Source organism: Congregibacter sp. (assembly GCF_965660375.1).
Lineage (GTDB): Bacteria > Pseudomonadota > Gammaproteobacteria > Pseudomonadales > Halieaceae > Congregibacter.
In genome coordinates this window covers 26,220-49,813 of the sequence record NZ_CBFHZO010000105.1, presented here as the reverse complement: position 1 = coordinate 49,813, position 23,594 = coordinate 26,220, and the positions used below count along the sequence as shown (strand labels likewise).

21 protein-coding genes are annotated in these 23,594 nt (G+C 59.7%); 16 read left to right on the top strand and 5 right to left on the bottom strand.

Annotated features, from left to right (window positions below; all coding sequences use genetic code 11):
- Positions 1–10: 10 nt before the first annotated feature.
- Genes ACTG3T_RS10345 through ACTG3T_RS10335 form a run of 3 tightly spaced genes read right to left on the bottom strand, consistent with a single transcriptional unit; the run spans position 11 to position 3,821 of the window.
- Entirely contained in the window at positions 11–1,240 is a 1,230-nt protein-coding gene (locus ACTG3T_RS10345) for a saccharopine dehydrogenase family protein (protein ID WP_439102193.1), read from the bottom strand.
- A gap of 15 nt (positions 1,241–1,255) precedes the next feature.
- The gene (locus tag ACTG3T_RS10340) at positions 1,256–2,812 is read right to left on the bottom strand and encodes a peptide MFS transporter (protein WP_439102192.1); all 1,557 of its coding nucleotides are present in this window, start codon (positions 2,810–2,812) and stop codon (positions 1,256–1,258) included.
- Between the two features lie 22 nt (positions 2,813–2,834).
- On the bottom strand, positions 2,835–3,821 hold the full coding sequence (locus tag ACTG3T_RS10335) for a tRNA dihydrouridine synthase (protein WP_439102191.1): 987 nt from the start codon (positions 3,819–3,821) through the stop codon (positions 2,835–2,837).
- 95 nt (positions 3,822–3,916) lie between these two features.
- Here ACTG3T_RS10335 and ACTG3T_RS10330 point away from each other — a divergent pair, with 95 nt between their 5' ends.
- From ACTG3T_RS10330 to rpoS, 15 genes are all read left to right on the top strand, one after another.
- Positions 3,917–4,201, top strand: a complete 285-nt coding sequence (locus ACTG3T_RS10330; RefSeq protein WP_439102190.1) for an OadG family protein — start codon at positions 3,917–3,919, stop codon at positions 4,199–4,201.
- Entirely contained in the window at positions 4,194–6,014 is a 1,821-nt protein-coding gene (gene oadA, locus ACTG3T_RS10325; RefSeq protein ID WP_439102189.1) for a sodium-extruding oxaloacetate decarboxylase subunit alpha, read from the top strand. The genes ACTG3T_RS10330 and oadA overlap by 8 nt, the downstream gene beginning before the upstream one ends.
- On the top strand, positions 6,014–7,309 hold the full coding sequence (locus ACTG3T_RS10320) for a sodium ion-translocating decarboxylase subunit beta (RefSeq protein ID WP_439102188.1): 1,296 nt from the start codon (positions 6,014–6,016) through the stop codon (positions 7,307–7,309). Before oadA ends, ACTG3T_RS10320 begins: the two co-directional genes overlap by 1 nt.
- A 110-nt stretch (positions 7,310–7,419) precedes the next feature.
- Positions 7,420–8,367, top strand: a complete 948-nt coding sequence (locus ACTG3T_RS10315; protein WP_439102187.1) for an acetyl-CoA carboxylase carboxyltransferase subunit alpha — start codon at positions 7,420–7,422, stop codon at positions 8,365–8,367.
- A 13-nt stretch (positions 8,368–8,380) separates the two neighbouring features.
- Positions 8,381–9,664 (top strand): tRNA lysidine(34) synthetase TilS, encoded by a 1,284-nt coding sequence (tilS, locus tag ACTG3T_RS10310; RefSeq protein ID WP_439102186.1) that lies wholly within the window; start codon positions 8,381–8,383, stop codon positions 9,662–9,664.
- Positions 9,665–9,836: 172 nt separating this feature from the next.
- Positions 9,837–11,495 carry a CTP synthase gene (locus tag ACTG3T_RS10305; RefSeq protein WP_439102185.1) on the top strand — a complete coding sequence of 553 codons (1,659 nt, stop codon included), beginning with the start codon at positions 9,837–9,839 and terminating at the stop codon, positions 11,493–11,495.
- A gap of 23 nt (positions 11,496–11,518) precedes the next feature.
- Positions 11,519–12,367, top strand: a complete 849-nt coding sequence (gene kdsA, locus ACTG3T_RS10300) for a 3-deoxy-8-phosphooctulonate synthase (protein ID WP_439102184.1) — start codon at positions 11,519–11,521, stop codon at positions 12,365–12,367.
- Between the two features lie 56 nt (positions 12,368–12,423).
- Positions 12,424–13,710, top strand: a complete 1,287-nt coding sequence (gene eno, locus ACTG3T_RS10295) for a phosphopyruvate hydratase (RefSeq protein ID WP_439102183.1) — start codon at positions 12,424–12,426, stop codon at positions 13,708–13,710.
- A gap of 8 nt (positions 13,711–13,718) precedes the next feature.
- A complete protein-coding gene (ftsB, locus tag ACTG3T_RS10290; protein ID WP_439102182.1) occupies positions 13,719–14,027 on the top strand; it encodes a cell division protein FtsB in 309 nt (102 codons plus the stop codon).
- The gene (gene ispD / locus ACTG3T_RS10285; protein ID WP_439102181.1) at positions 14,024–14,743 is read left to right on the top strand and encodes a 2-C-methyl-D-erythritol 4-phosphate cytidylyltransferase; all 720 of its coding nucleotides are present in this window, start codon (positions 14,024–14,026) and stop codon (positions 14,741–14,743) included. The genes ftsB and ispD overlap by 4 nt, the downstream gene beginning before the upstream one ends.
- Positions 14,743–15,228 (top strand): 2-C-methyl-D-erythritol 2,4-cyclodiphosphate synthase, encoded by a 486-nt coding sequence (gene ispF / locus ACTG3T_RS10280; RefSeq protein ID WP_439102180.1) that lies wholly within the window; start codon positions 14,743–14,745, stop codon positions 15,226–15,228. Before ispD ends, ispF begins: the two co-directional genes overlap by 1 nt.
- Entirely contained in the window at positions 15,225–15,893 is a 669-nt protein-coding gene (locus ACTG3T_RS10275; RefSeq protein WP_439102179.1) for a protein-L-isoaspartate(D-aspartate) O-methyltransferase, read from the top strand. Before ispF ends, ACTG3T_RS10275 begins: the two co-directional genes overlap by 4 nt.
- On the top strand, positions 15,886–16,812 hold the full coding sequence (locus ACTG3T_RS10270; RefSeq protein ID WP_439102178.1) for a DUF368 domain-containing protein: 927 nt from the start codon (positions 15,886–15,888) through the stop codon (positions 16,810–16,812). Before ACTG3T_RS10275 ends, ACTG3T_RS10270 begins: the two co-directional genes overlap by 8 nt.
- Positions 16,813–16,815: 3 nt before the next feature.
- The gene (locus ACTG3T_RS10265; protein ID WP_439102177.1) at positions 16,816–17,664 is read left to right on the top strand and encodes a peptidoglycan DD-metalloendopeptidase family protein; all 849 of its coding nucleotides are present in this window, start codon (positions 16,816–16,818) and stop codon (positions 17,662–17,664) included.
- Positions 17,665–17,773: 109 nt separating this feature from the next.
- Positions 17,774–18,796: an RNA polymerase sigma factor RpoS gene (rpoS, locus tag ACTG3T_RS10260; RefSeq protein ID WP_439102176.1), complete on the top strand. Its 1,023-nt coding sequence runs from the start codon at positions 17,774–17,776 to the stop codon at positions 18,794–18,796.
- A gap of 63 nt (positions 18,797–18,859) precedes the next feature.
- Here the strand turns inward: rpoS and fdxA are convergent, their stop codons facing one another.
- Together fdxA and mutS are read right to left on the bottom strand one after the other, a co-directional pair.
- Positions 18,860–19,183, bottom strand: a complete 324-nt coding sequence (gene fdxA / locus ACTG3T_RS10255) for a ferredoxin FdxA (protein WP_008294852.1) — start codon at positions 19,181–19,183, stop codon at positions 18,860–18,862.
- Positions 19,184–19,332: 149 nt separating this feature from the next.
- Complete coding sequence (mutS, locus tag ACTG3T_RS10250) at positions 19,333–21,879, bottom strand: DNA mismatch repair protein MutS (RefSeq protein WP_439102222.1); 2,547 nt, start codon at positions 21,877–21,879, stop codon at positions 19,333–19,335.
- Between the two features lie 174 nt (positions 21,880–22,053).
- On the opposite strand from mutS, the gene ACTG3T_RS10245 reads away from it, so the two are divergent.
- Positions 22,054–23,571 carry a glutamate--cysteine ligase gene (locus tag ACTG3T_RS10245; protein ID WP_439102175.1) on the top strand — a complete coding sequence of 506 codons (1,518 nt, stop codon included), beginning with the start codon at positions 22,054–22,056 and terminating at the stop codon, positions 23,569–23,571.
- The last annotated feature ends 23 nt before the right edge of the window (positions 23,572–23,594 follow it).

Genomic DNA, 23,594 nt, shown 5'->3' with positions numbered 1-23,594 from the left:
GCGGGGTCGACTAGTCGTTAGGGATCAGGGTGAACTGCAATCCGGCGTTCTGCTCCAGCCGCGGTAACAGTGCCGACGCCAGCGCCGATGCCGGTGTCCAGACGCCGCCGCCGACGCTTGCCGGGTCCTTCGCCAGGCAAACGGCGGCTTCTCCGAGCATTCGGGAGGTGGCCCCATAACCGGGGTCCCGGTCGCCGCTAACCCGCGCACGGAGGGACTTGCTCCCATCGATGGGATGCTCTGCATGGAAAAACAGCTCAAAAAACCCCCGTTCCCGGGCGTCCCCGTCGGGGCCTTCCCCCGGCTTCGGTAACAGTTTCCCCATGGCGCTTCGCCCCAGACTGCTGCTGGCAGTGGCCATAGCGGCCCCCATGCCCAGGCTGATCGCCAATGCCTGGGCGCGACTGCTACACAGTTGACTCTCGTCGTAGTTAAAGTCGCGGCCCCAGGGGAAGCCCATGAGCGCATTGCTCCTGCGCACCACCCGCTCATTGATGAGTGCCATGACGAAGGGCGTCGTCCACTGCTCAAAGCTGGGGTCGAAGAGGGGCAGGGTCTGGTCTCTGACCTTTGGACCGGGATTTTCCCCCGTCGGATACAGGCAGTATTTGTTTTTGAGTAGTTGGCGTAACGCGGGGTCGCGCCCGGCGTCTTCCATCACACCCATCAAACTCGCGACGGTTCCTCCGCTGGCAGCACCGCGGGTTTTGCCCACGCGCCCGCGGACGCGCGACGCGGTGACACCGTGTTGTTCTTCCATGGCCTGTTGCACAAACCAGTTGCCCAAATCCGAGGGAATGGAATCAAAACCACAGCAGTGAACGATGCGCGCGCCACTGATTTCTGCCGCGCCCTGATGGCGCTTGATCATCTCTGCGATCCAGGGCACCTCGCCGGTGAGATCACAATAGTCCGTGCCCTCGGCGACACAGGCAGCGACCATTTCGCTGCCGTATCTTGCGTAGGGACCCACGGTGCTGCAGATGACCGCCGTGCTGGCAGTCAGGGCCCGGAGCGCTTCAGCGTCACCGCTGTCTGCGGTCAGCAAGGGTAACGGGTATGCAGGCTTTACCCCTTGAAGCGCGGCGCGGACGGCTTCGAGCTTTTGTAAATTGCGCCCCGCCAGAGCCCAGCGTAGATCTCCGTTGCTACCGTAGCGCTCCAGCAGGTACTCGGCCACAAGCTGGCCCGTAAAGCCCGTGGCACCAAAGAGAATGATGTCGTAATCGCGTTCCGCCATGGCAAGACCCTGCGTTTAGTGAATGCCGTGCATCATGCGACGGAGCAGTGGAGACAGCAAGAGCATGAGTGCACCTACACCCACGCCCAGCCAGAACAGGCTGGTAAACAGTTCGCCGTAGCTTGCCAGTGCGCCCGCCGTGTCTGTGATGCTGCCTCCACTGGTCTCCAGGGCAGCGAGTTTTGCCAGTTGGGCGGCAACAAACTCTGAATAGGCGGTAGCCAGAAACCACGAGCCCATCATGACGCCCACGACGCTGGGCACCGCGAGTTTAGTCACTGCCGACAGACCCACCGGCGACAGGCACAGCTCGCCACAGGTATGCAATAGATAGGCAAGAACCATCCAGTAGCCTGATACCAGACCCGCTTCATCGGGGTTCGCTGCTCCGAGTACCAGGGCGCCAAAGCCCAGACCCGCCTGGGCGATACCCAGAGCAAACTTCACCGGTGTGGAGGGTTCCAGCCCCCGGCGGCCGAGTGTTGTCCACAGCCACGCAAAAAACGGCGCAAACATAAAGATAAACATGGCGTTCAGTGCGCCGTACTGGGACGCTGTGAGTGTGAGTCCGAAAACCTCGCGGTCCATGACGCGGTCAGCAAACAGGGTCATCGATGCGGCGCTTTGTTCGAAGAGAGCCCAGAACACCACGGTGGACATGGTCAGTATGATGAGCACGATCATGCGGCTGCGTTCAACGGCATTGCAGCGCGCGACGATAAACCAGCCAAGGCCTGCCAATACGATGAGGGAGAGGGAATTGAGCAGTAGTCCCACAGCGGCATGGAACTGCAGCATCTGCCAGACCACAACCACGCCCACCATGGCGCCGAGATAGATGCTGTGTTCCCGGGACAGCCCCAGGACAGTGCGCTGTTTTAACTTGCCTCCTTCCGGTGGGTCCGCCAGTCCCGCCAGATAGCGCTGCCCGTAGATGAAAGTAGCGAGCCCCAGGAGCATCCCGATACCGGCGGCGCCAAAGCCGTAGCCCCAGCCGTAGGTTTCACCGAGGTAGCCGCAGAGCAGGGTAGCGCTGAAAGACCCCAGGTTTATGCCCATATAGAAGATGGTAAAGCCCGAGTCCCGCCGCGGGTCATCCTTGCTGTAGAGCTGGCCGACGATGGTGGAGATATTGGGTTTCAAAAATCCCACGCCGATGACAATCAGCGCCAGGGATGCGTAAAAAACCTGCAGCGCCTGAGTATCACGCTCGATGCTGTCTCCGACTATGCGGGCCTGCTCTCCCTCCACTGCCATGCCCAGGTGTCCCGCCACCAGGAGCAGACCGCCCAGAATTACCGATTTGCGCATCCCAAGATAACGATCGGCGAGGAGTCCCCCGATAACCGGCATGGCGTAAACCAGTGCGGCGTAACCGCCCAGTACTTCCAACCCTTCGGCGTCGGTGAACAGGTGATATTTTGTGAGATAAAGAAGCAGCAGATACTTCATGCCGTAAAAGGAAAAGCGCTCCCACATCTCTGTGGCAAAGCAAATCATCAGCCCCCGGGGGTGGCCAAAAAATCCGTGGTCGTCGTGACCGACGGGGGCGTCTGCTGCTGCAGTCGACATGAGTGACTCCTTTTTATTGTGTCTAGGCGGCTTTCTGCCCTGGATCTTCGTGACCGGCAATGGCGATACGTAACTGCTCCGGATCGAGGATACGCTTAATCACCACGAACATGGCCGCAGCCTGTGGGTAGTAATGGCGCAGATAGCCCAGCCATTGCTTGATGGGATTGACGGCATAGCGAGCGTCGTAGGTCTTGAGCGTTATCGCAAGATATTGCAGCAGGTACGCGCGAATCTCATCCCAGGTCAACGCGTCTATTTCCTCGCCGGAGTCAAAGGCCCGCACCAGACGTGGCAGATCCGGCCGACAAAGTACGCCGCGACCCAGCATCAGATCCCGGGTGCCACTCTTTTCCCGGGCGAGCTTTGCATCGCCCACACCCCAGATTTCACCGTTTGCCACCAGGGGCAATTGCGTTTTGCTGCGCGCGAGAGCGATGTGTTCCCAGTAGGCGGGGGGGCGATAGCCATCGGCACGGGTGCGCGCATGGATCACCAGCTCGCTGGGGCGGGCAGCATCGATGCCTGACACGATGTCAAGAAAGCGGTCACTGCTATCAAAGCCCAGGCGTATTTTTACGCTCAGCGGTACCGTGGGAGGAAGTGCCTGCCGCGTGGCTGTGACGATTCGGTGAACCCGCTCCGGCTCCCGGAGAATGATGGACCCGCCATCGGAGCGGTTGACGGTCTTGGCGGGGCAGCCAAAGTTCAGATCAATGCCCGGGGCCCCCAGTTCAGCAGCGCGGGCTGAATTTTCCGCAACCAGGTTGGCATCGCCGCCGAGAATCTGCAGGTAGACCGGCACCCCCGAGGAGGTGCGTCCGCCACTGGCTAGTTCCGGGCAGATGCGATGAAAAACCCGGGGTGGGAGCAATTCCTGACTCACGCGCACAAACTCGGTCACGCAGCGATCCACAGCGCCAAGCTGCGTCAGGAGCTCGCGCATGGTGTGATCGATAACGCCTTCCATGGGCGCCAGGAGAATGCGAGGGTTCGGTTCGGGAGTCACGGGTGAGAAGTATACGCAGACTTGCTTGTGCGCACAGCTATCGTGACCCGAAGCCCATGCCTCGTTTATCATAATCAATCGTCGGGGGAGGTCACATGGGCAGCCATCTGCTTTCGCAGGGTATCGAATTAATGATGTACGGCATGGGCACCGTGGTCGTGTTTCTCACGCTCCTGGTGTTTGCCAGCCGTTTGATGTCCCTGATCATACAGCGCTTTTTTCCAGAGCCACCTGTTGTCGTCCCCCAGCGTGTGAGCACAGCCGCCGGCGAGCTCGCACCCACGCCGGAAGTATTGGCGGCGATTAGCGCTGCGGTGCATCAGCACCGGCGTCGCCGTGTATCTGTATCTGATCTTGAGCAAAGGAACTCCCATGGCTGATCGTCCCGAAAAGCTAGGCATTACCGAACTGGTACTGCGCGATGCGCACCAGTCGCTGTTTGCGACCCGCATGCGTCTGGATGACATGTTGCCCATTGCGGCGGAGCTCGATGCCGTGGGTTTCTGGTCTATGGAGTCCTGGGGCGGGGCGACCTTCGATGCCTGCATCCGCTATCTCGGTGAAGATCCCTGGGATCGCATCCGGGAGCTTAAAAAGGCCATGCCAAATACCCCGCAGCAAATGTTGCTCCGGGGGCAGAATTTGCTGGGTTATCGTCACTATGCCGATGATGTTGTGGAGAAGTTTGTGGAGCGCGCCGCCAGCAACGGCGTGGATGTGTTTCGGGTATTTGATGCCATGAACGATATGCGCAATATCGAGGTTGCATTGACAGCGGTGAAGAACCAGGGGAAGCACGCCCAGGGCACTATCGCTTATACCCTGAGTCCGGTCCACGATATCGATGGATGGGTTGATCAGGGTCGACGCATTGAGGACATGGGGGCTGATTCCATTGCCATTAAGGACATGGCGGGGCTTTTGCGGCCCTACGTGGGCTTTGAGTTGGTGACCCGCCTCAAGGAAGCCTGCTCCATTCCCATACACATGCAGTGCCACGCCACCACCGGACTGTCTACGGCCACCAATCTCAAATGCATTGAGGCGGGCATCGACAATATTGATACCGCGGTATCCAGTATGAGCATGACCTATGGGCATTCACCCACGGAAGCCCTGGTGGCGATTCTTGAGGGCACAGACCGGGATACGGGCCTTGACCTGGTGGCTTTGGATCGCATCGCCGGTTACTTCCGAGACGTGCGCAAAAAGTATGCAAAATTTGAGGGCTCATTGCGCGGTGTGGATTCACGCATACTGGTGGCCCAGGTGCCCGGTGGCATGCTCACCAACATGGAAAATCAGCTTCGGGAGCAAAATGCCGGAGACCGTCTCGGCGAAGTGCTGGAAGAAATCCCCGCGGTTCGCGAGGATCTGGGGTTTATACCGCTGGTCACACCGACCTCTCAGATTGTCGGCTCCCAGGCGGTGCTCAACGTCCTCACCGGGGAGCGTTACAAATCAATATCCCGAGAAACCGCTGGCGTGCTCAAAGGGGAGTATGGCGTTACGCCGGCGCCGGTGAATGAAGAGCTGCAGCAGCGGGTGCTCGATGGCGGCGAGGTGATTACCTGTCGCCCCGCCGATTTGCTGGAGCCCGAAATGGAGTCCCTGCAGAGCGAACTTCGCTCCCTCGCAAAGGAGAAAAGTATCCGACTGGCCTCCGGTGACGGAGAGATCGATGATGCGCTGACCTACGCGCTGTTTCCCCAGATTGGATTGCGCTTTCTGGACAAGCGCGGCGATGCCAGTGCCTTCGAGCCGGTTCCGGGTACTGAGCCCGCGCCTGAGGAGCCCCCAAAAGCTGCCGCCCCCATCCCCGCCACTTCTGGCGTCGGCGACTCCGGTGTGTATACCGTGGCCGTTAATGGTCAACGTTTTGTGGTGGAAGTTACCGACGGCGGTGACCTTGGCGAGGTGCAGGCTGCTCCACAGGAGAGCACTCCTGCGGCGACGCCGCCCCCGACAGCGAATGCCGAAGCGGTGAACGCACCTTTGGCGGGCAATATTGTGAGTCTGGCTGTTGCCGTCGGCGACGGCGTAAGCGCCGGCGATGTGGTTGTGATTCTCGAGGCCATGAAAATGGAGACCGAGGTGCGGGCGCCGAAAGACGGAACAGTGACCGCCCTCGTCGTATCCGCCGGTGATGCGGTAGCTGTGGGCGACACGCTGCTGGAGATGGATACTCACTAATGGACCGTCTGGCCCAATTGTGGGGCGCTTCAGGTCTGTCTCAAATGGACGTCGGCTCAGCGGCGATGTTGGGTATTGCCTTGCTGCTTCTTTATCTTGCCATTCATCGTCGTTTCGAGCCGCTGTTGCTGGTCCCCATAGGCTTTGGCGGTTTGCTGGCGAACATCCCCGGCGCAGGTCTTGCTTATTCAGCCGTCGACAAGGCCCTTCACGCAGCCAATGGAGAGCTACTGGCTGCCTTGGGAGCCCTTTTGGGAAGCGCCGCGGATCCCGGGGCTATTGCAGCGGCTCTGGATGTGGCGCCCCAGGCCGTGCAGCTGCAGGCGATGCAGCTGGCGCGGGACGCGGGCCTTGGCGATGGCATGCTCTACAGCTTTTACAGCGTAGCGATCGGTAGCGGCGTGGCACCCCTGGTGATCTTCATGGGGGTCGGAGCCATGACCGATTTCGGCCCACTGCTTGCGAATCCGCGCACCCTGCTCTTAGGTGCGGCGGCGCAGTTTGGTATTTTCGCGACGGTTCTCGGGGCTGTCGGACTCACGTCGCTGGGCGTGACTGATTTCAGCCTGGCCCAGTCGGCCGCCATCGGCATTATCGGTGGCGCCGATGGTCCCACGGCGATCTATGTCTCGAGCATTCTTGCGCCGGACTTGCTCGGTGCGATCGCCGTCGCCGCTTACTCTTACATGGCGCTTGTGCCCCTTATCCAGCCGCCCATCATGCGCGCACTGACCAGCACGGAAGAGCGACAGATCGTTATGGTGCAACTTCGGGAAGTGAGTCGTCGGGAGAAAATAGCCTTCCCCCTGATGCTGCTGATTCTCGTGGCGCTGCTCCTGCCCGATGCCGCACCGCTGTTGGGGATGCTGTGCTTTGGCAACCTTATGCGTGAGTGTGGAGTGGTGGATCGTCTCAGCGCCGCCGCGCAAAATGCGCTGATCAATATCACGACTATTTTTCTGGGTCTTGCAGTGGGATCCAAGCTCGTTGCAGACAAGTTTCTGGATGTGAACACCCTGGGTATTCTTGGCTTGGGAATTGTCGCCTTTAGTGTGGGCACAGCCTCAGGGGTGATTCTGGCGAAACTCATGAACCGGCTCGGTGGCACGCCGATCAATCCGCTCATAGGTTCGGCGGGGGTGTCTGCCGTGCCCATGGCGGCGAGGGTCAGCAACAAGCTGGGCCTTGAAGAGGATCCCCATAACTTCCTGCTCATGCACGCCATGGGGCCCAATGTGGCGGGGGTTATCGGCTCGGCCGTTGCGGCAGGAGTCATGATCACGCTGGTGGGTTGATCAGTCACCATTGGCGTTCGTCGAGCGTCAGCAGACGATGTAAAGTTGATGGAGGCGCAGCGGTCTTTTCGGTAGAATCCTGCAGCTAACCCATAGATGTTGTGTTGCCCATGAATCCTAATTATCTCGATTTTGAACAGCCGATTGCCGAGCTTGAAGTCAAGATCGAAGAACTTCGGCATGTGGGATCCGGGGCTGAACTCAACCTCAGCAGCGAGCTGGATGAGCTCAAGGGCAAGAGCGTCAAGCTCACCGAGAAGATCTTTTCAAACCTGAGTCCCTGGGACGTGGTCCGCGTCGCCCGACATCCTCTGCGGCCCTATACGCTGGATTATCTTCCCCTGGTTTTTGAGGACTTTGATGAGCTTCACGGAGACCGCCGCTTTGGCGACGACAAGGCTATCGTCGGTGGCGTGGCGCGCCTCAACGGCGAGTCCGTTATGGTCATCGGCCAGGAAAAGGGCCGCTCCGTTAAAGATAAGGTCTACCGCAATTTCGGCATGCCCAAGCCCGAGGGTTACCGCAAGGCGCTTAGGCTCATGGAAACGGCAGAACGCTTCAGTCTTCCGGTGATCACCCTTATCGACACCCCGGGAGCCTATCCGGGCATTGATTCTGAAGAGCGGGGTATCTCCGAGTCTATTGCCACCAACCTTGCGGTAATGTCGCGATTGAAGACGCCCATAGTTTCCGTGGTCATCGGTGAGGGCAGCTCTGGTGGCGCCCTGGGTATTGGTGTGGCGGACCACCTGGCGATGCTGCAATACGCCACCTATTTTGTGATTTCTCCCGAGGGTTGCGCAAACATTATCTGGAAATCGTCGGAGTTTGCTGCCGATGCCGCCGCTGCCATGGGTGTGACCTCCGAGAAGCTCAAGGAGCTGGGTATCGTGGACGCAAGCATCGAGGAGCCCCTAGGAGGAGCTCACCGCGATGCGGCCCTGATGGGCGAGCGAATCCGTGAGCACGTGGGTGCGGAGTTGGAGAAGCTCAAGGCCATGAGCACCGAAGACATGCTCGATGCACGCTACGCACGACTCCTCGCCTACGGCAACTGAGGCTGTCTCCGGGGTGGCTCAAGACCCCGTGCTCCTTGCTCTGGAGGGTCACCGTTCTCTGCTGTCTTCCGCCGGAAAGGTGTTCGTGGCGTACAGCGGCGGTCTGGATTCCACGGTGCTCCTGCACGCCGCGCAGCAAACCTGTCCCGACCGCCTGGTCGCTTTGCACGCCAATCATGGTCTCCATGGCGATGCGGCGCGTTGGCAAACGCATTGCGAGGACTACTGCAAACAGCTAGGGGTTGCTTGTCAATCCACCGAGCTTTTCCTGGAGGAGTCCGGGAGCGGTGTGGAAGCTAGCGCCCGCGACGCCCGCTATCGCTGGTTTGAAGAGTGTATCGGGAGCAGCGACGTTCTGTTGATGGCCCATCATCAGGATGACCAGGCGGAAACCCTGCTGCTGCGCCTGCTGCGCGGAGCGGGCCCCGATGGCCTGGCTGGCATGCCGCAGCAGAGGCATCTCGGCGCCGGATCCTTGCTCAGACCATTGCTGTCTCTGCCACGCAGTTCGCTCAAAAGCTATGCCCAAGAGTGCGGACTGGCCTGGGTCGAGGATCCGAGCAATGGCGATACGCGCTTTGACCGAAATTATCTCAGGCAGGAAGTCATGCCGCTTCTCGCCCGCCGCTGGCCGGGGTATAGAAGTACGCTGTCTCGCACCGCGGCGCAGCTGCGAGAAAGGAACGAGCATCTCCCGGCTCCCAGGCTCTCTACAGTAAGGGGATGTCTCGGCGATCCGGGATTCCTGGTGGCAGAGGTTCCCGAGGAGCCCGCGCTGGCGGCTTTGGCGCTTCGCGATTGGTTGCGGGAGCGCTCCCTGCGCCTACCCCCTGCGGCGCGGTTGACCGAGTTTCTGCGCCAGCTGCGCGAGGGGAGTGGTGCCCGTTTGCAGTGCCCCCTGTGGACTATCGAGCGCTATCGGGATGCGGTGTACCTTCTCCCATCGCACCCTGAGAGTCCGCCGGAAGCGTGCTCCATCAGTGTTGGCCAATCACTGTGGTGGCCCGGGCTGGGCGAGCTCACTCTGAATTGTGAGGGGGCGACCGATGTGCCGGGTTTAATGCTGAGGGCCCGGCAGGGAGGGGAGAGGCTGGAGCTCGCCAATGGACAGCACGCCGAGCTAAAGACGGTGTTTCAGGAGCTCGGGGTGCCCTCCTGGTGGCGGCCCCGCTTGCCGTTTTTGATCCAGAAGTCTGACAGTCATGAGGTGCTTCTGGCCGTAGCAGATCTGCGCAGCTCTCCGCGGGCCGCTTCCCTGGGGTTGAAGCTGCTGTTGAAAAGGGAAGAATTCCCCTAGAAATAACCCCTGAAGCGCGGGATTCCGATTGAGGAGAAAGGCGCTTTCTGTTAACTTGATCTCCCATCTTATCGCATGGTCGCGGGTCCCGATTGATGGCATTCTTGTTCGTCTGGACAGGTCCGGGACTGTTTCAATACTGTCCAATACACAGTCAACAGGAAGGCGTGACATGACGCGATTGGTCTTTGTGACTGGTGGTGTAGTTTCTTCTCTAGGCAAGGGTATCGCGGCGGCTTCGCTAGCTGCGGTCCTCGAAGCCCGAGGTCTGAAGGTAACCCTTCTCAAACTCGACCCCTATATTAATATTGATCCCGGCACCATGAGTCCGTTTCAGCATGGCGAGGTCTATGTGACCGACGACGGCGCCGAAACGGACCTGGACCTCGGGCACTACGAGCGCTTCACCCGCGCAGTGATGAGCCGCAGGAATAATTTCACCACGGGGCGGGTCTACAACCAGGTGCTGGCCAAGGAGCGCCGGGGCGATTACCTCGGTGGAACGGTACAGGTCATTCCTCATATTACTGACGAGATCAAGCGAAGGGTTTTAGTCGGTGCCGGTGATGCCGACGTCGCAGTGGTGGAGATCGGTGGCACCGTGGGTGATATTGAGGGCTTGCCGTTCCTGGAGGCAGCCCGCCAGCTGAGGGTGGAAATGGGAGCGTCTCGGGCTTTGCTGATGCACCTCACCCTGGTGCCCTATATCGCAACCGCCGGAGAGATTAAAACCAAACCTACCCAACACTCCGTAAAGGAGTTGCGCTCCATTGGCCTCCAGCCCGATATCCTTCTTTGCCGTTCTACAGTACCCATTGAAGAGAGCGCCTGCAGCAAAATAGCGCTGTTTACCAATGTGGAGGCCCGGGCGGTGATCCCGCTCCTGGACGCTGACACCATCTATAGTATTCCCCGGGCCTTGCACGCCAATGGTCTGGATGACTTTGTGGTGGAGCGCTTTAATCTTGATTGCCCCACTGCGGACCTGAGTGAGTGGGATGAGGTGCTCCAGCGTCAGGTGGCCGAGCGTCAGGCCACAGTGCGGGTCGCCATGGTGGGCAAGTACATGGAGCTCCCCGACGCCTACAAATCCCTTAACGAGGCCCTTTCCCACGCCGGTTTGCAGACCCTGACCGATGTGCAGGTGGACTACGTGGAAGCGGAGGATATCGAGCGGGACGGGATTGGCGTTTTGGAAGGCGCCCACGCAATACTGGTTCCCGGCGGTTTTGGTGATCGTGGTGTCGAAGGGAAAATCGAGGCAGTGCGCTACGCTCGGGAAAATGACATTCCGTTTCTGGGTATCTGCCTCGGAATGCACGTGGCTCTGGTGGAGTACGCGCGCAATGTTTGTGGTCTGGAGGGCGCGCACTCGTCTGAAATGGCGCCGGAGACACCGCACCCCATCGTGGCATTGATCACCGAGTGGCAGAACGCCGACGGCAGCACCGAGCAGCGAGACGAGAGTTCGGATCTGGGTGGCACCATGCGCCTCGGGTCTCAGCCCTGTCAGCTGGAGGAGGGTACGCGCATTCGCGAGATCTACGGCGCTGATGTGATTAACGAACGCCATCGACATCGCTACGAGGTGAATAACAATTACATCAAAACCCTGCAGGAACACGGTATGACCATTGCCGGATGGTCTGCCGACAAGTCTCTTGTGGAAATGGTTGAGTTGCCCGAGCATGCCTGGTTTGTGGCCTGCCAGTTCCATCCGGAATTCACCTCTCGCCCCCGGGGAGGACATCCCCTGTTCACGGGCTACATTCAGGCCGCTTGCCAGCGAGCGGCGGGCAACCGCCATGCCCGTGACACGGCCGTGGGCTGAGTCCGGGTTTCGGGGATAGCGCGATGACGAAAACCGTTGAGCTGGGCGAGATGCGCATCGCGAATGATGCGCCCTTTGTCCTGCTGGGTGGCGTGAACGTGCTCGAGAGCCGGGAGTTTGCGCTGGAAGTGGCCCAGGAATACGTCGCTGTGTGCGCGGAACTTGGTGTCCCCCTGGTGTTCAAGGCCTCCTATGACAAGGCAAACCGGTCTTCGATTCACTCCTTTCGTGGCCCGGGATTAACAGCGGGGCTGGAGATTCTGGCGGAAGTGAAGTCCCGTTTTGGAGTGCCGGTAATTACCGATGTACATACCCCGGAGGAGGCCGCGCCGGCGGCAGAGGTCTGCGACATCATTCAGCTCCCCGCATTTCTTGCCCGCCAGACCGATCTTGTGCGTGCGATGGCAGACACCGGAGCGGCCATTAATATCAAGAAGCCACAGTTTCTCTCGCCTTCCCAAATGGCGAACGTGGTGGAGAAATTTCGCGAGTGCGGCAACGAACGGCTCATGCTTTGCGAGCGGGGGAGTAACTACGGCTACGACAACCTGGTAGTGGACATGCTGGGTTTCGGGGTGATGCGCCAGGCGACCGCCGGGGTGCCGCAAATCTTTGACGTTACCCACGCCCTTCAATGTCGCGATCCCATGGGTGCTGCATCCGGAGGCCGCCGCTCGCAGGTGACCGAGCTTGCCCGCGCTGGTATGGCCGTGGGGCTGGCGGGGCTGTTTCTGGAGTCCCATCCGGATCCTGACAAGGCTCTGTGCGACGGTCCCAGCGCCTTGCCGCTGGATAAGTTAAAACCATTCCTGGCGCAGGTTCAGGCGGTGGATAATCTCGTAAAAAGTTTGCCGGCACTCGACATTAATTAGTTACATTGACCAGACACTGCGACTAGCGCCTCCGGCATAGATTCAGGGAGAAAGAAGTGAGCAAGATTACTGAGGTTCAGGGTTTTGAAGTACTGGATTCCCGGGGTAACCCCACGGTGATGGCTGAGGTCTCGCTGGAGTCCGGTGCCTGCGCTGCCGCCTTTGCACCGTCGGGAGCCTCTACCGGATCCCGGGAGGCACTGGAGCTTCGCGATGGCGATGCCGCCCGCTACCTCGGTAAAGGCGTGAGCAAAGCCGTGGATAATATCAACGGCGCACTGCGCTCCGCGCTGCTGGGCATGGATGCATCGGCGCAGCGGGAACTCGACGATGCCATGCTGGCTCTCGATGGTACCGAAAATAAGGAGTCCCTGGGTGCTAACGCCATGCTGGCGGTATCACTGGCGGCTGCGCGGGCTGCGGCCATCGCGCAGGGCAAACCCCTTTATGCGCACATGGCCGATCTTTACGGACGCGGCGCTTTGAGCATGCCCGTGCCCATGATGAATATCATTAACGGCGGTGAGCACGCCGATAACAATGTGGATATTCAGGAATTCATGATTCAACCCGTGGGCTCGGAAAGCTTTGCGGAGGCCCTGCGCTGCGGTGCAGAAATTTTCCATCATTTAAAGAAGGTGCTCTCGGCCCGCGGTCTGAGTACGGCAGTGGGTGACGAAGGCGGTTTTGCGCCGAACCTTCCGTCCAATGAGGCCGCGCTGGAGGTGATTGCTGAAGCCGTGTCGAAGGCGGGGTATTCCCTGGGCGCTGACGTTACTCTGGCGCTGGACTGCGCGGCGTCAGAGTTTTACCGCGACGGGCGCTACTGGCTGGGTGGAGACGGGCGCGATTTCGATAGCGCCGGATTTACCGAGTACCTTGCAGGACTCGTCGACGCCCATCCGATTCTGTCTATTGAGGACGGTCTTGATGAATCTGACTGGGATGGCTGGAAGCTCCTCACGGAACGTCTGGGTGAGCGGGTGCAACTGGTCGGCGACGATCTGTTTGTCACCAACACCAAAATTCTGGGTCAGGGCATCGAGCGCGGTGTGGGCAACTCCATCCTGATCAAACTGAATCAAATTGGTACGCTCTCAGAGACCCTGGATGCCATTGCCATGGCTGCGGATGCCGGCTACACCGCGGTGATCTCTCATCGGTCGGGGGAGACCGAAGACACCACCATCGCGGATCTGGCCGTTGCCACCGGCGCGGGACAAATCAAGACCGGCTCCCTATGCCGTTCGGACCGGGTTGCCAAGTACAACCGTCTGCTGCGAATTGAGGCCGAGTTAGGATCCTCAGCACCCTATCGGGGCCGTGCCGAGTTTGCGCGCTAGCTAAGCCCTTGCGCTGGATACTGCTGATACTTGTCTTGCTCCTTGGGGGACTGCAATACCGTCTCTGGTGGGGCGAGGGCGGCCGTTTGGAGCTTTTGCGACTGCGGCAGCAGGCTCAGGATTCCCAGCGGGAGAACGCCCTATTGCGAGAGCGCAATGAAGAGCTGGCGCGCCAGGTGCGGGACCTCAAGGCCGGCAATACCGTACTTGAGCAGCGGGCCCGGGAAGAGCTTGGACTCACCCGGGAAGACGAGATTTACTATCAGTTTGTTGATCCGGCAAAGCTCGCGCCCAAACCCGCTGAGCCTCAGCCATGAGCGACATCTGGGCGGTGGTTCCGGCCGCGGGAAGTGGTTCCCGAATGGCGCAGAGCCAGTCAAAACAATATTTACCTCTGTACGGGCGCTCATTGCTGGACTGGAGTGTCGCAGCGTTGCTGATTTACAGGGAGCTTCGGAGCTGCGTTGTGGCCTTACCCGAAGCAGATCTGAGCTGTGAACAGCCGGGTTTTCTCAAGGATGCCAGGGTCCGGCTCTGCGCCGGCGGAGCCAGTCGCGCCGAGTCCGTGGCTGCGGGGGTTGCTGCACTTCCGGCGGGCGACGAGGACTGGGTACTGGTGCATGATGCAGCGAGACCCTGTCTCGCCCGGGAGGAGCTTGAGGCGCTCATCAAAGCCGTGACCGACAGCGGGGTCGGCGGGCTGCTGGCTACGCCGGTCACCGATACGCTCAAACGGGCAGGGAAGAATGACCGGGTCAGCGCGACCCTTGACCGGGAAACAATCTGGAGCGCCCAAACGCCGCAGATGTTCCGGGTGGGAGAGCTTCGCACTGCCCTCCGTCAGGCGCAGGCGACCGGCGTGACCGTTACCGACGAAGCATCAGCGATGGAGGCGGCGGGTTTCCCCGTGCAACTTGTGCGAGGCGCTGCGAGCAATCTCAAGGTAACCTATGGCCCTGACATGCAATTGGCAGCGTTTTGGTTGAAAGAACTTTACCCACAGCTCACTGATCCCGCAGGGAGGCAGACCTGATGCGGATCGGACATGGCTTTGATGTGCACGCGTTTGCCGAGGCGGGACCGGGCGGCAATTTCGTTGTTCTTGGTGGCGTATCTATACCCCACGATCGCTCCCTTCTCGCCCACTCCGATGGGGATGTGGTACTCCACGCCATCTGTGATGCTCTCCTTGGCGCCATCGCAGCGGGGGATATCGGCAAACATTTTCCGGATACCGACGCGGCCAACGCAGGTATCAATAGCCGGAAGCTCCTGCGGAAGTGCATGTCCCTCGTGGGTGATCGCGGTTACGCACTGGGGAACCTGGACATCACTATCGTCGCCCAGAGTCCGCGTATGGCGGAGCATATCGACACCATGCGCATAAACATTGCCAGTGACCTTGCGGCTGACAGGGATCAGGTGTCGGTCAAGGCGACGACTACGGAGCGCCTGGGCTATGTGGGCCGAAAAGAAGGCATCGCCGCTCACGCCGTTGTGTTGTTGGTGGCTTCATGAATCGTTCTGCGGATCTATCCGGTATCGGCATGACCTCCCAGCGCACCCGGGAGCGACTGGTGCAGCGTCTTCTGGAGCAGGGTGTGAGCAATATTGCTGTGCTCGATGCCATGCGCAATGTGCCCCGGCATCTTTTTCTTGATGAGGCCATGGCCCACCGTGCTTATGAAGATACCGCTTTGCCCATCGGTTATCAGCAGACGCTCTCCCAGCCCTATATCGTTGCTCGAATGACAGAGCTGCTGGTTACCGGTCGAGTTCTTGGCAAGGTGTTGGAAATTGGCAGCGGCTCCGGTTACCAGAGCGCCGTACTCGCGGGAATCGTTGGGGAAGTCTACGCCCTGGAACGAATCAAGCCACTGCTGATGGCGGCGCGCAAACGCATGCGCCAGTTAAAGCTGAGGAATGTTCAGATGCGCCACGGAGATGGCTATGATGGCTGGGAGTCCCAGGCGCTGTTCGATGGCATTCTTGCTGCCGCTGCGCCGGAACAGGTGCCCCAGTCATTGCTGGCACAATTGGCGGTCGGTGGGCGCCTCGTGATGCCCGTGGGTGGTCGGGAGCAGACGTTGGTGGTGGTAGAGCGCACTGATTCCGGTTTTGAGCGCTACGATATCGAGCCCGTGCGTTTTGTGCCGTTGCTGCCAGGCCTGGGTAATGGGTGAGCATCAGGAAAGCGATCAGCCGGGGGGTTCTCTGATTCCCGGCGTTTTGCTCCGGGGAGTCCTTATGGGAGCGGCCGATATCGTACCAGGGGTGTCCGGCGGCACCATGGCTTTTATCACCGGCATCTACCAGCGTCTGATCAATGCCGTCACCGCCTTTGATTTGAGTCTGCTTCGAGTCCTCCATGCTCGCCGTTGGGCGGAGGCGCTGCAGCGCACCGACGCTGCGTTTCTGGCGACCCTTCTTCTGGGTATTGGGATCAGCGTGTTTTCCCTCGCGCGACTCATTTCTTCGCTTTTGGAGACACAGCCGCTGCTGCTATGGTCGTTTTTTTTTGGCTTGATCGCTTCGTCGGCTCTGGTGCTCGTGCGCCATGTAGCGAGATGGTCTCCCGGGACCCTCGGTGGATTAATAGCTGGCGCGGTTATTGCGGCCGGCATTGGTCTCTCGCCGGTTTTTGAGATGCCTGCTGCGCCCTGGAGTTTTTTTGTGGCCGGGTTTTTTGCTATCTGCGCGATGATCCTGCCCGGTATCTCCGGAAGTTTTATTCTGGTGCTTATGGGAATGTACCCCTTCGTACTCGAGGCGATTGAGTCCCTGGACCTACTGTCACTGGCGCTGTTTGCCGCGGGCGCGGGATCAGGGCTGCTGGTTTTTTCTCGCCTGTTAAGTTACCTCCTGCGCGAACACCACAGCCCCACCCTTGCCACACTCACCGGGTTTCTTTGCGGTTCGCTGCTCGTGGTTTGGCCCTGGAAAACCGATCCAGCGGATAGCGGCGCGATGTTGCCCTTGTCTCCTGCACAATACGGCGCCCAGTTCGGTGATAGCCAGTTTTGGCTTTGCCTCATGATGATGCTCCTGGGTTTTCTGGCGGTCTGGTTCCTTGAGAACCGCTGGGGTGGCCTGGAGCACTAGCTCGTGACCCGAATTGCGCAGGCGCTTGTACTTTTTACTCTAGCTGCGCAGCTGGTGTCCTGCGCCGATAAACCCCTGGCACCTATTGAAGATCGCAGTCGCGGCGGCACCGCAAGAGTGGAGCAGCGTTATACGGTGCTGCGGGGCGATACGCTGTTTTCCATCGCGTTTCGCTACGGGCTGGATTTTCGTCGCCTCGCTGCGGCCAACGCTATCGCGGCCCCCTTTACGATTTATCCCGGTCAGACCTTGCAGCTAGTCGAGACCGATCCGCCAAGAGCTGCAGCAAAAGTGGCGCCTGCTAAAGAGCCTGGCCAATCATCCGAGCCCGGGGCCCGGGCACCGGCTGCCGCGACACCAAGAACCACAACCGCGAGCGTGGCGGTAAGCAGTTCCACCCCCGCTGCAAAACGCACCGCCGCTACCGCGGCGCCCACGACTAAAACGGCGCAGCCCAGAGCCACCGTCGCAGGCACAAACATCAAAGTCGGGAACTGGCGTTGGCCGGTGCGGGGCAGGGTGGTACGCCGCTTTGAAAAGAACCTGCACAAGGGTTTGGATATCAGTGGCAATCGGGGAGACCCGGTACAGGCAACCGCCGGCGGTCAGGTTGTCTACGCGGGTAGTGGTATAGCCGGATATGGACTCATGTTGATCGTGCGCCACAACGACGAATACCTGAGCGCCTACGGCCATAACGATGCGCTGTTGGTGGGAGAGGGGGATGTGGTGCGTGCGGGACAGAAAATCGCCGAGCGCGGGAGCTCCGGTACAGATTCGGTGAAGCTGCATTTTGAGATTCGACGCCAGGGACGCCCCGTGGATCCCTTAAAGCTGCTGCCTTCCCGCTAGAGACGGCGCTTGTTTTGTGGCCGTTCGCTGAGCTATTCTGATCAGCCAGGAGTGAATTTGCCGGTTTCTTTCCGGTGAAGCACCGAGTCAAACAACAGGACGCTAACCCATGGGTAGAACCAAGGGGACTTCCGGAAGCGACGCAAAGGCAAACGCAGACCTAAAGAACGGTAGCGGTCGCGAAAGGAAAGTAAAGCGACACCAGTCTGAAGTTCCCGGGCTGGTAGGGGGTGCTTTGTCCGCGCTCACTGAGCCAGGACCCTCGGGCGGTGAGGATGAGGCTGACAAGCACCAGATTACCCTGGATCCCACCCAGTTGTATCTCAACGAAATTGGCTTTGTCCCACTGCTGACGGCGGACGAGGAGAAGCACTACGCCCGTCTCACCCAGAAGGGCGATGAAGCAGCGCGGAAGCGCATGATCGAAAGTAATCTGCGGCTGGTGGTAAAAATATCCCGTCGCTATCTCCATCGCGGTATGAGCCTTCTGGATCTTATTGAAGAGGGAAACCTGGGTTTAATGCGCGCCGTGGAAAAGTTTGATCCCGAGCGGGGTTTCCGGTTTTCCACCTATGCCACCTGGTGGATACGCCAGACCATTGAACGGGGCATCATGAATCAGGCGCGTACCATCCGTCTGCCTATTCATGTGGTCAAGGATCTCAATGGTTGTCTGCGAGCAGCTCGGGAACTGACCCAGCAGCTGGATCACGAGCCCACCACTGCGGAGATTGCATCCCGGACGCACAAGTCTGCGAAAGAGGTTTCCCGTCTTATGGGGCTCAATGAGCGGGTAAGTTCGGTGGACGCGCCCCTCGGGCCCGAGTCTGATTCTTCCGTGGTGGAAACCATCGCCGATGAGCACCTGTGTGACCCATCGGAACAGTTACAAAATGACGATGTACATGCCAGTGTTGCCGATTGGCTGAACGAGCTCACGGACAAGCAGCGGGAGGTGGTGATGCGCCGCTTCGGCCTGCTGGGGCACGACAGCAGCACTCTGGAAGAGGTGGGGCAGGAAATAGGCCTGACCCGGGAGCGGGTGAGGCAGATTCAGGTTGAGGCTTTGAGACGTCTGCGGCGGATACTCGAGCGCCAGGGCCTGTCGGCCGATGCGCTTCTGCAGCAGTAGGGAGTAGGGAGTAGGGTGTAAAGAGTTGGTAGTAGAGAGTAGCGAGTCGTCAGTCGCTAACAGCTAGCGCTCGAGAAGCGCCAGTTTTCCGGGCTTACCTGCCCACTCTTCAGCGTCCTCCGGCGCGGGCTTCATCTCAGTAATGCAGGGCCAGACTTCCGCCAGTTCGGCGTTCAGTTCCAGAAACACCTGCTGGTCCGCCGGCAATTCATCTTCGGAAAAAATCGCATCCACGGGGCACTCGGGCTCGCACAGTGCACAATCGATGCACTCATCGGGATGGATGACCAAAAAGTTGGGGCCCTCGTAAAAGCAGTCCACGGGACACACTTCCACACAGTCAGTGTGTTTACACTTGATGCAGTCTTCACCAACAACGAAGGTCATACCGTTATTTCCTTAACTTCAGTTCTGATCACTGCTCTGTCGGGCCCCGGAGCCCAACCTAGCGCTGAGGCGGAAGTGTATCGATTCACTCCCCTCATGAGAAGCACCCACGGGGTTGAAAAATTGAACCACGCTAAAAATTACTGGAATCAACCCGAGAGCTCCCGGAGATTATAAAGGATTGCCAGCGCTTCCCGTGGAGACAGGGCATCCGGGTCCGTGTCCCGGAGTAAAAGCAGGGCAGGATGGCTGGCGTTTTCCGCAAACAGGTCCCCCTGGGGGATGGGTTGGGCACTTTCGGCTGCCGCCCCCGAGGCAGCATGCTCCGCGGCTTTGTTTTCCAGCTCCTTAAGCTTGCCTGCAGCGGCATGCAGCACGCTCCCGGGAACGCCGGCGAGCTTTGCGACCTGTAAGCCGAAACTGCGGTTTGCCGGGCCTTCCTGAATGCGGTGCATAAACACCACGTGTTCCCGATGCTCTACGGCATCCAAATGCACATTGGCCACGGTAGGTAGCTGTTCTGCCAGCGCGGTAAGCTCGAAGTAGTGCGTTGCAAAAAGGGTGAATGCGCGAGTCTTCTCCGCCAGATGCAGCGCTGCCGCCCAGGCCAGGGATAGTCCATCAAAGGTGCTCGTTCCCCTGCCCACCTCGTCCATGAGCACAAGGCTACGTTCACTGGCGTTGTGAAGAATATTGGCAGTCTCGGTCATCTCCACCATAAACGTGGAGCGGCCGCTGGCAAGGTCATCGGCGGCGCCAATGCGAGTGAAAATACGATCAACCGTCGAAAGAATAACGGCCTTGGCGGGTACGAAGGATCCCACGTGGGCCAACAGCGCGATGATGGCGTTCTGCCGCATGTAGGTAGATTTACCACCCATGTTAGGGCCGGTGATCAGCAGCATCTTCCGGCTTTCATTGAGAAGCGTGTCGTTGGCGATAAAGGGTTCTTCGAGCACCTGCTCTACGACCAGGTGTCGGCCCTGATCGATATCCAGTTTCGGTGTGTCGCTGAACTCGGGACGGCACAAATCGAGACTTTGGCTGCGCTCGGCCAGGGTGGCGTAGACGTCGAGTTCGGCCATGGCTGCAGCGCTCCGACGCAAGCCCTCCAGGGACGCCTGTAGTACAACGAGGACCTCCGCATAGAGCTGTTTTTCCCGGGCGAGGGCGCGGCTTTTGCTCGACAGGGCCTTGTCTTCAAATTCCTTGAGCTCCGGCGTGATAAAGCGCTCGACATTTTTCAGCGTCTGGCGCCGTTGGTACTCGACGGGCACCTCATCGGACTGGGATCGGCTCAGTTCAATGTAATAACCGTGCACGCGGTTGTAGCCCACCTTCAGGGAGGCCAGCCCCGTGCGTTCCCGTTCCCGGGTTTCTATATCCACGAGAAAACCCGCGGCGTTTTCGCTGATGGAGCGCAGCTCATCCAGCTCGGCATCAAACCCGGTGGCAATGACGCCACCATCGCGAAGCACCACCGGGGGGTTATCGATAATCGCCCGCTCCAGAAGATCCACCAGCTCGGGAAAATCGCCCAGGGCGACACTTGTCTCCTGCAGTAACCGGGAATCGTCCACGGGAGTGGCATTGCGAAGGGCGGGCACGCTCTGCAGGGCAAAGAGCAAGCGGGTGAGGTCCCGGGGTCGTGCACTGCCCAGGGCCACGCGGGTAATGATGCGTTCCACATCGCCAATGGGGCGGAGCACATCCCGGAGACTTTCAAAGCGATAGTTGTCCCGAAGAGCCGCCACGGCGTCCTGACGTGCTCCAAGCGCGGTGACATCTGTTAGCGGACGATGGAGCCAGCGTCGCAGGCAGCGGCTTCCCATGGCGGTGCGGCAGCGATCCATCACCGACATGAGAGTGTGCGTGTCCCCACCGGCGAGGTTCCGGTCGATTTCCAGGTTGCGGCGGGTAGCCGCGTCCAGCACCACGCTGTCTTCGCGCATTTCTGCCGCGATGGCCGTGATGTGCGGCAGCTGGCTGCGCTGGGTGTCCCGCACATAGCTGATGAGGCAGCCCGCGGCAGCCAGTCCCAGACGCAGGTTTTCACAGCCAAAACCCCGAAGGTCATGGGTTTGGAACTGTTCCCGGAGATTCCGCTCAGCGGACTCCAGATCGAACTCCCAGGCGGGCTGGGAGCGGGCGCCGGGGCGTGTTGTCACCGCGGCCTGCTGCAGCTCTTCGTGATAGAGAAGCTCTGCCGGATCCAGTCGCTCAATCTCGCCGAGAAGCGCTTCTTCACCCTCAAGTTCCATGAGGCGAAAGCGTCCGCTACCCAGGTCAAGGTAAGCCAGGCCGTAGTTGTTCTGCTGGGCGATGAGGGCGACGATGAGCTGTTCGCGTTTTTCCTCCAGCAGCGCCTCGTCACTCAACGTGCCCGGCGTGACGACTCTCACGACCTTACGCTCTACGGGGCCTTTGCTGGTCGCCGGATCGCCAATCTGCTCAGCGATGGCGACGGATATGCCCGCTTTTACCAGTCGTGCAAGATAGGCCTCGGCTGCGTGGTAGGGAACGCCGGCCATGGGAATATCTTCGCCCGCTGATTTACCCCGCGCCGTGAGAGTAATGTCCAACAGCTCTGCAGCGCGCTGGGCGTCCTCGTAAAACAACTCGTAGAAATCCCCCATGCGATAAAACAGGAGTTCCTTGGGGTGGTCTCGTTTGATGCGCAGGAACTGCTGCATCATGGGGGTATGTTGGCTTTGGTCGCTGGGCAAGACGGTTTCTGAAGGTCCTTGGGGTAGATGCGCAGTGTAAGACATGGAGTGGTCCAGCGGCCAGAGATGGGGGCAGGAGGAGCTCCGTTATCCGGTTTTTTTAAGCCAGCCACGGTCTGTTCGCTACCCCGTGGGAGGTCTAGAATGGACGGGCAACTCAGAGGAACAGGCGTCCCGCCCATGGGCATAGAAATCGATAAAACCAGTTTTGACGCCCGGGACCGACGGGAGTTTTCCCGGCGGCTGGAATTACAGCTCCAGCAATTGGCTGCGGTTTTGGACAAGCCCGGTTTCGGCAAGGCGGTGGAGAGCATCGGCGCCGAACTTGAGCTGTACATCGTTGATGCACAGGGAAGACCCCTGTATCTCAATGATGCCCTCCAAGATGCTGCGGCGGACCCCCAGCTCACGGTGGAGCTCAACAAATACAACCTGGAGTACAACCTCAGTCCCCAGGTGCTGAGTAATGATGGACTCCTCGCCACCGAACAGGAAATCATCACCAAGCTTGGAGAGCTCACAGCGCTGGCGGCAGAGAGAGATTCGGCCGTTGTGCCCATCGGTATTCTGCCCACGCTTAGGCAAGAGGATCTTGGCGATCACTGTGTGACCGACCGGGAGCGCTATCGGGCGCTGGTGTCGCAGCTGATTGCCTGGCGGGGCAGCGACTTCCATATCAGTATCGATGGCGAAGACCCCTTGCAGTTGACCATGGCGGACATCACCCTGGAGGGTGCCAATACCTCGTTTCAGGTACATCAGCGTGTCACGCCGGATCACTTTGCGGCCACTTTTAATGCGATCCAGCTGGTAACGCCATTGGCCATCGCCATCAGCGCGAACAGCCCGAGCCTGTTTGGTCATCAGTTGTGGGATGAGACCCGTATCCCGTTGTTCAAGCAGTCCATCGACACCCGGGATATAGATCGCTACCGCTGGAGTGAGCCGCCGCGGGTCTGCTTCGGTCATGGCTGGGCGCGTAAAGGGGCGTTTGAGCTGTTTGAACAAACGGTACGCCTGTATCCGCCGTTGTTGCCCGCCTGTGATGAATCAGCGCTTGAGCATAGTGAGGGCCCACCCACCCTGGCAGAGCTTCGTTTGCACCAGAGCACGGTTTGGCTGTGGAATCGTGCGGTCTATGATGATGTGGACCAGGGGCACTTGCGTGTGGAGATGCGTTCTCTGCCTGCAGGCCCTACGCCGGTAGACATGGTGGCCAGTGCTGCCTTCATGCTCGGACTGGCTCGAGGCTTGAGAGATGACATGGATCGCTTGATGGCGGCGCTGCCCTTTTCCCTGGCGGAATACAATTTTTATCGCGCGGCGCAGCACGGTCTGGATTCCCGCATGGTGTGGCCCAGTGCCCAGCAGCACCGGCTCCAGGATGCGGCGGTGGCGGATATCATCGCTGCCATGCTCCCCGTGGCCGAGGACGGTCTTGCACAGCTGGGTGTTCCCCGAGCGTCCCGGGATCGTTACCTCAATGTGATTGACGCGCGTCTTGGTGTTCGGCGTAACGGAGCCCGCTGGCAGCGGGAGGCGACGCAGGCCCTGGTGGCCCGGGGACAGAGTAAACCTGAGGCCCTTAAAGACATGCTCTCGCTATATCGGGAATACAGCGCAGAGAATATGCCCGTGGCCCAATGGCCGATGCCCTCATGAAGACGCCGGCCGGGGTGACTGAT

What these genes read in the sequence shown, in the direction of transcription:
- ACTG3T_RS10345 (WP_439102193.1), bottom strand. Translation starts at nt 1,240, where the DNA reads ATGGCGGAACGCGATTACGACATCATTCTCTTTGGTGCCACGGGCTTT.
- ACTG3T_RS10340 (WP_439102192.1), bottom strand. Translation starts at nt 2,812, where the DNA reads ATGTCGACTGCAGCAGCAGACGCCCCCGTCGGTCACGACGACCACGGA.
- ACTG3T_RS10330 (WP_439102190.1), top strand. Translation starts at nt 3,917, where the DNA reads ATGGGCAGCCATCTGCTTTCGCAGGGTATCGAATTAATGATGTACGGC.
- oadA (WP_439102189.1), top strand. Translation starts at nt 4,194, where the DNA reads ATGGCTGATCGTCCCGAAAAGCTAGGCATTACCGAACTGGTACTGCGC.
- ACTG3T_RS10320 (WP_439102188.1), top strand. Translation starts at nt 6,014, where the DNA reads ATGGACCGTCTGGCCCAATTGTGGGGCGCTTCAGGTCTGTCTCAAATG.
- ACTG3T_RS10315 (WP_439102187.1), top strand. Translation starts at nt 7,420, where the DNA reads ATGAATCCTAATTATCTCGATTTTGAACAGCCGATTGCCGAGCTTGAA.
- ACTG3T_RS10305 (WP_439102185.1), top strand. Translation starts at nt 9,837, where the DNA reads ATGACGCGATTGGTCTTTGTGACTGGTGGTGTAGTTTCTTCTCTAGGC.
- kdsA (WP_439102184.1), top strand. Translation starts at nt 11,519, where the DNA reads ATGACGAAAACCGTTGAGCTGGGCGAGATGCGCATCGCGAATGATGCG.
- ispD (WP_439102181.1), top strand. Translation starts at nt 14,024, where the DNA reads ATGAGCGACATCTGGGCGGTGGTTCCGGCCGCGGGAAGTGGTTCCCGA.
- ispF (WP_439102180.1), top strand. Translation starts at nt 14,743, where the DNA reads ATGCGGATCGGACATGGCTTTGATGTGCACGCGTTTGCCGAGGCGGGA.
- ACTG3T_RS10275 (WP_439102179.1), top strand. Translation starts at nt 15,225, where the DNA reads ATGAATCGTTCTGCGGATCTATCCGGTATCGGCATGACCTCCCAGCGC.
- ACTG3T_RS10270 (WP_439102178.1), top strand. Translation starts at nt 15,886, where the DNA reads ATGGGTGAGCATCAGGAAAGCGATCAGCCGGGGGGTTCTCTGATTCCC.
- rpoS (WP_439102176.1), top strand. Translation starts at nt 17,774, where the DNA reads ATGGGTAGAACCAAGGGGACTTCCGGAAGCGACGCAAAGGCAAACGCA.
- fdxA (WP_008294852.1), bottom strand. Translation starts at nt 19,183, where the DNA reads ATGACCTTCGTTGTTGGTGAAGACTGCATCAAGTGTAAACACACTGAC.
- mutS (WP_439102222.1), bottom strand. Translation starts at nt 21,879, where the DNA reads ATGATGCAGCAGTTCCTGCGCATCAAACGAGACCACCCCAAGGAACTC.
- ACTG3T_RS10245 (WP_439102175.1), top strand. Translation starts at nt 22,054, where the DNA reads ATGGACGGGCAACTCAGAGGAACAGGCGTCCCGCCCATGGGCATAGAA.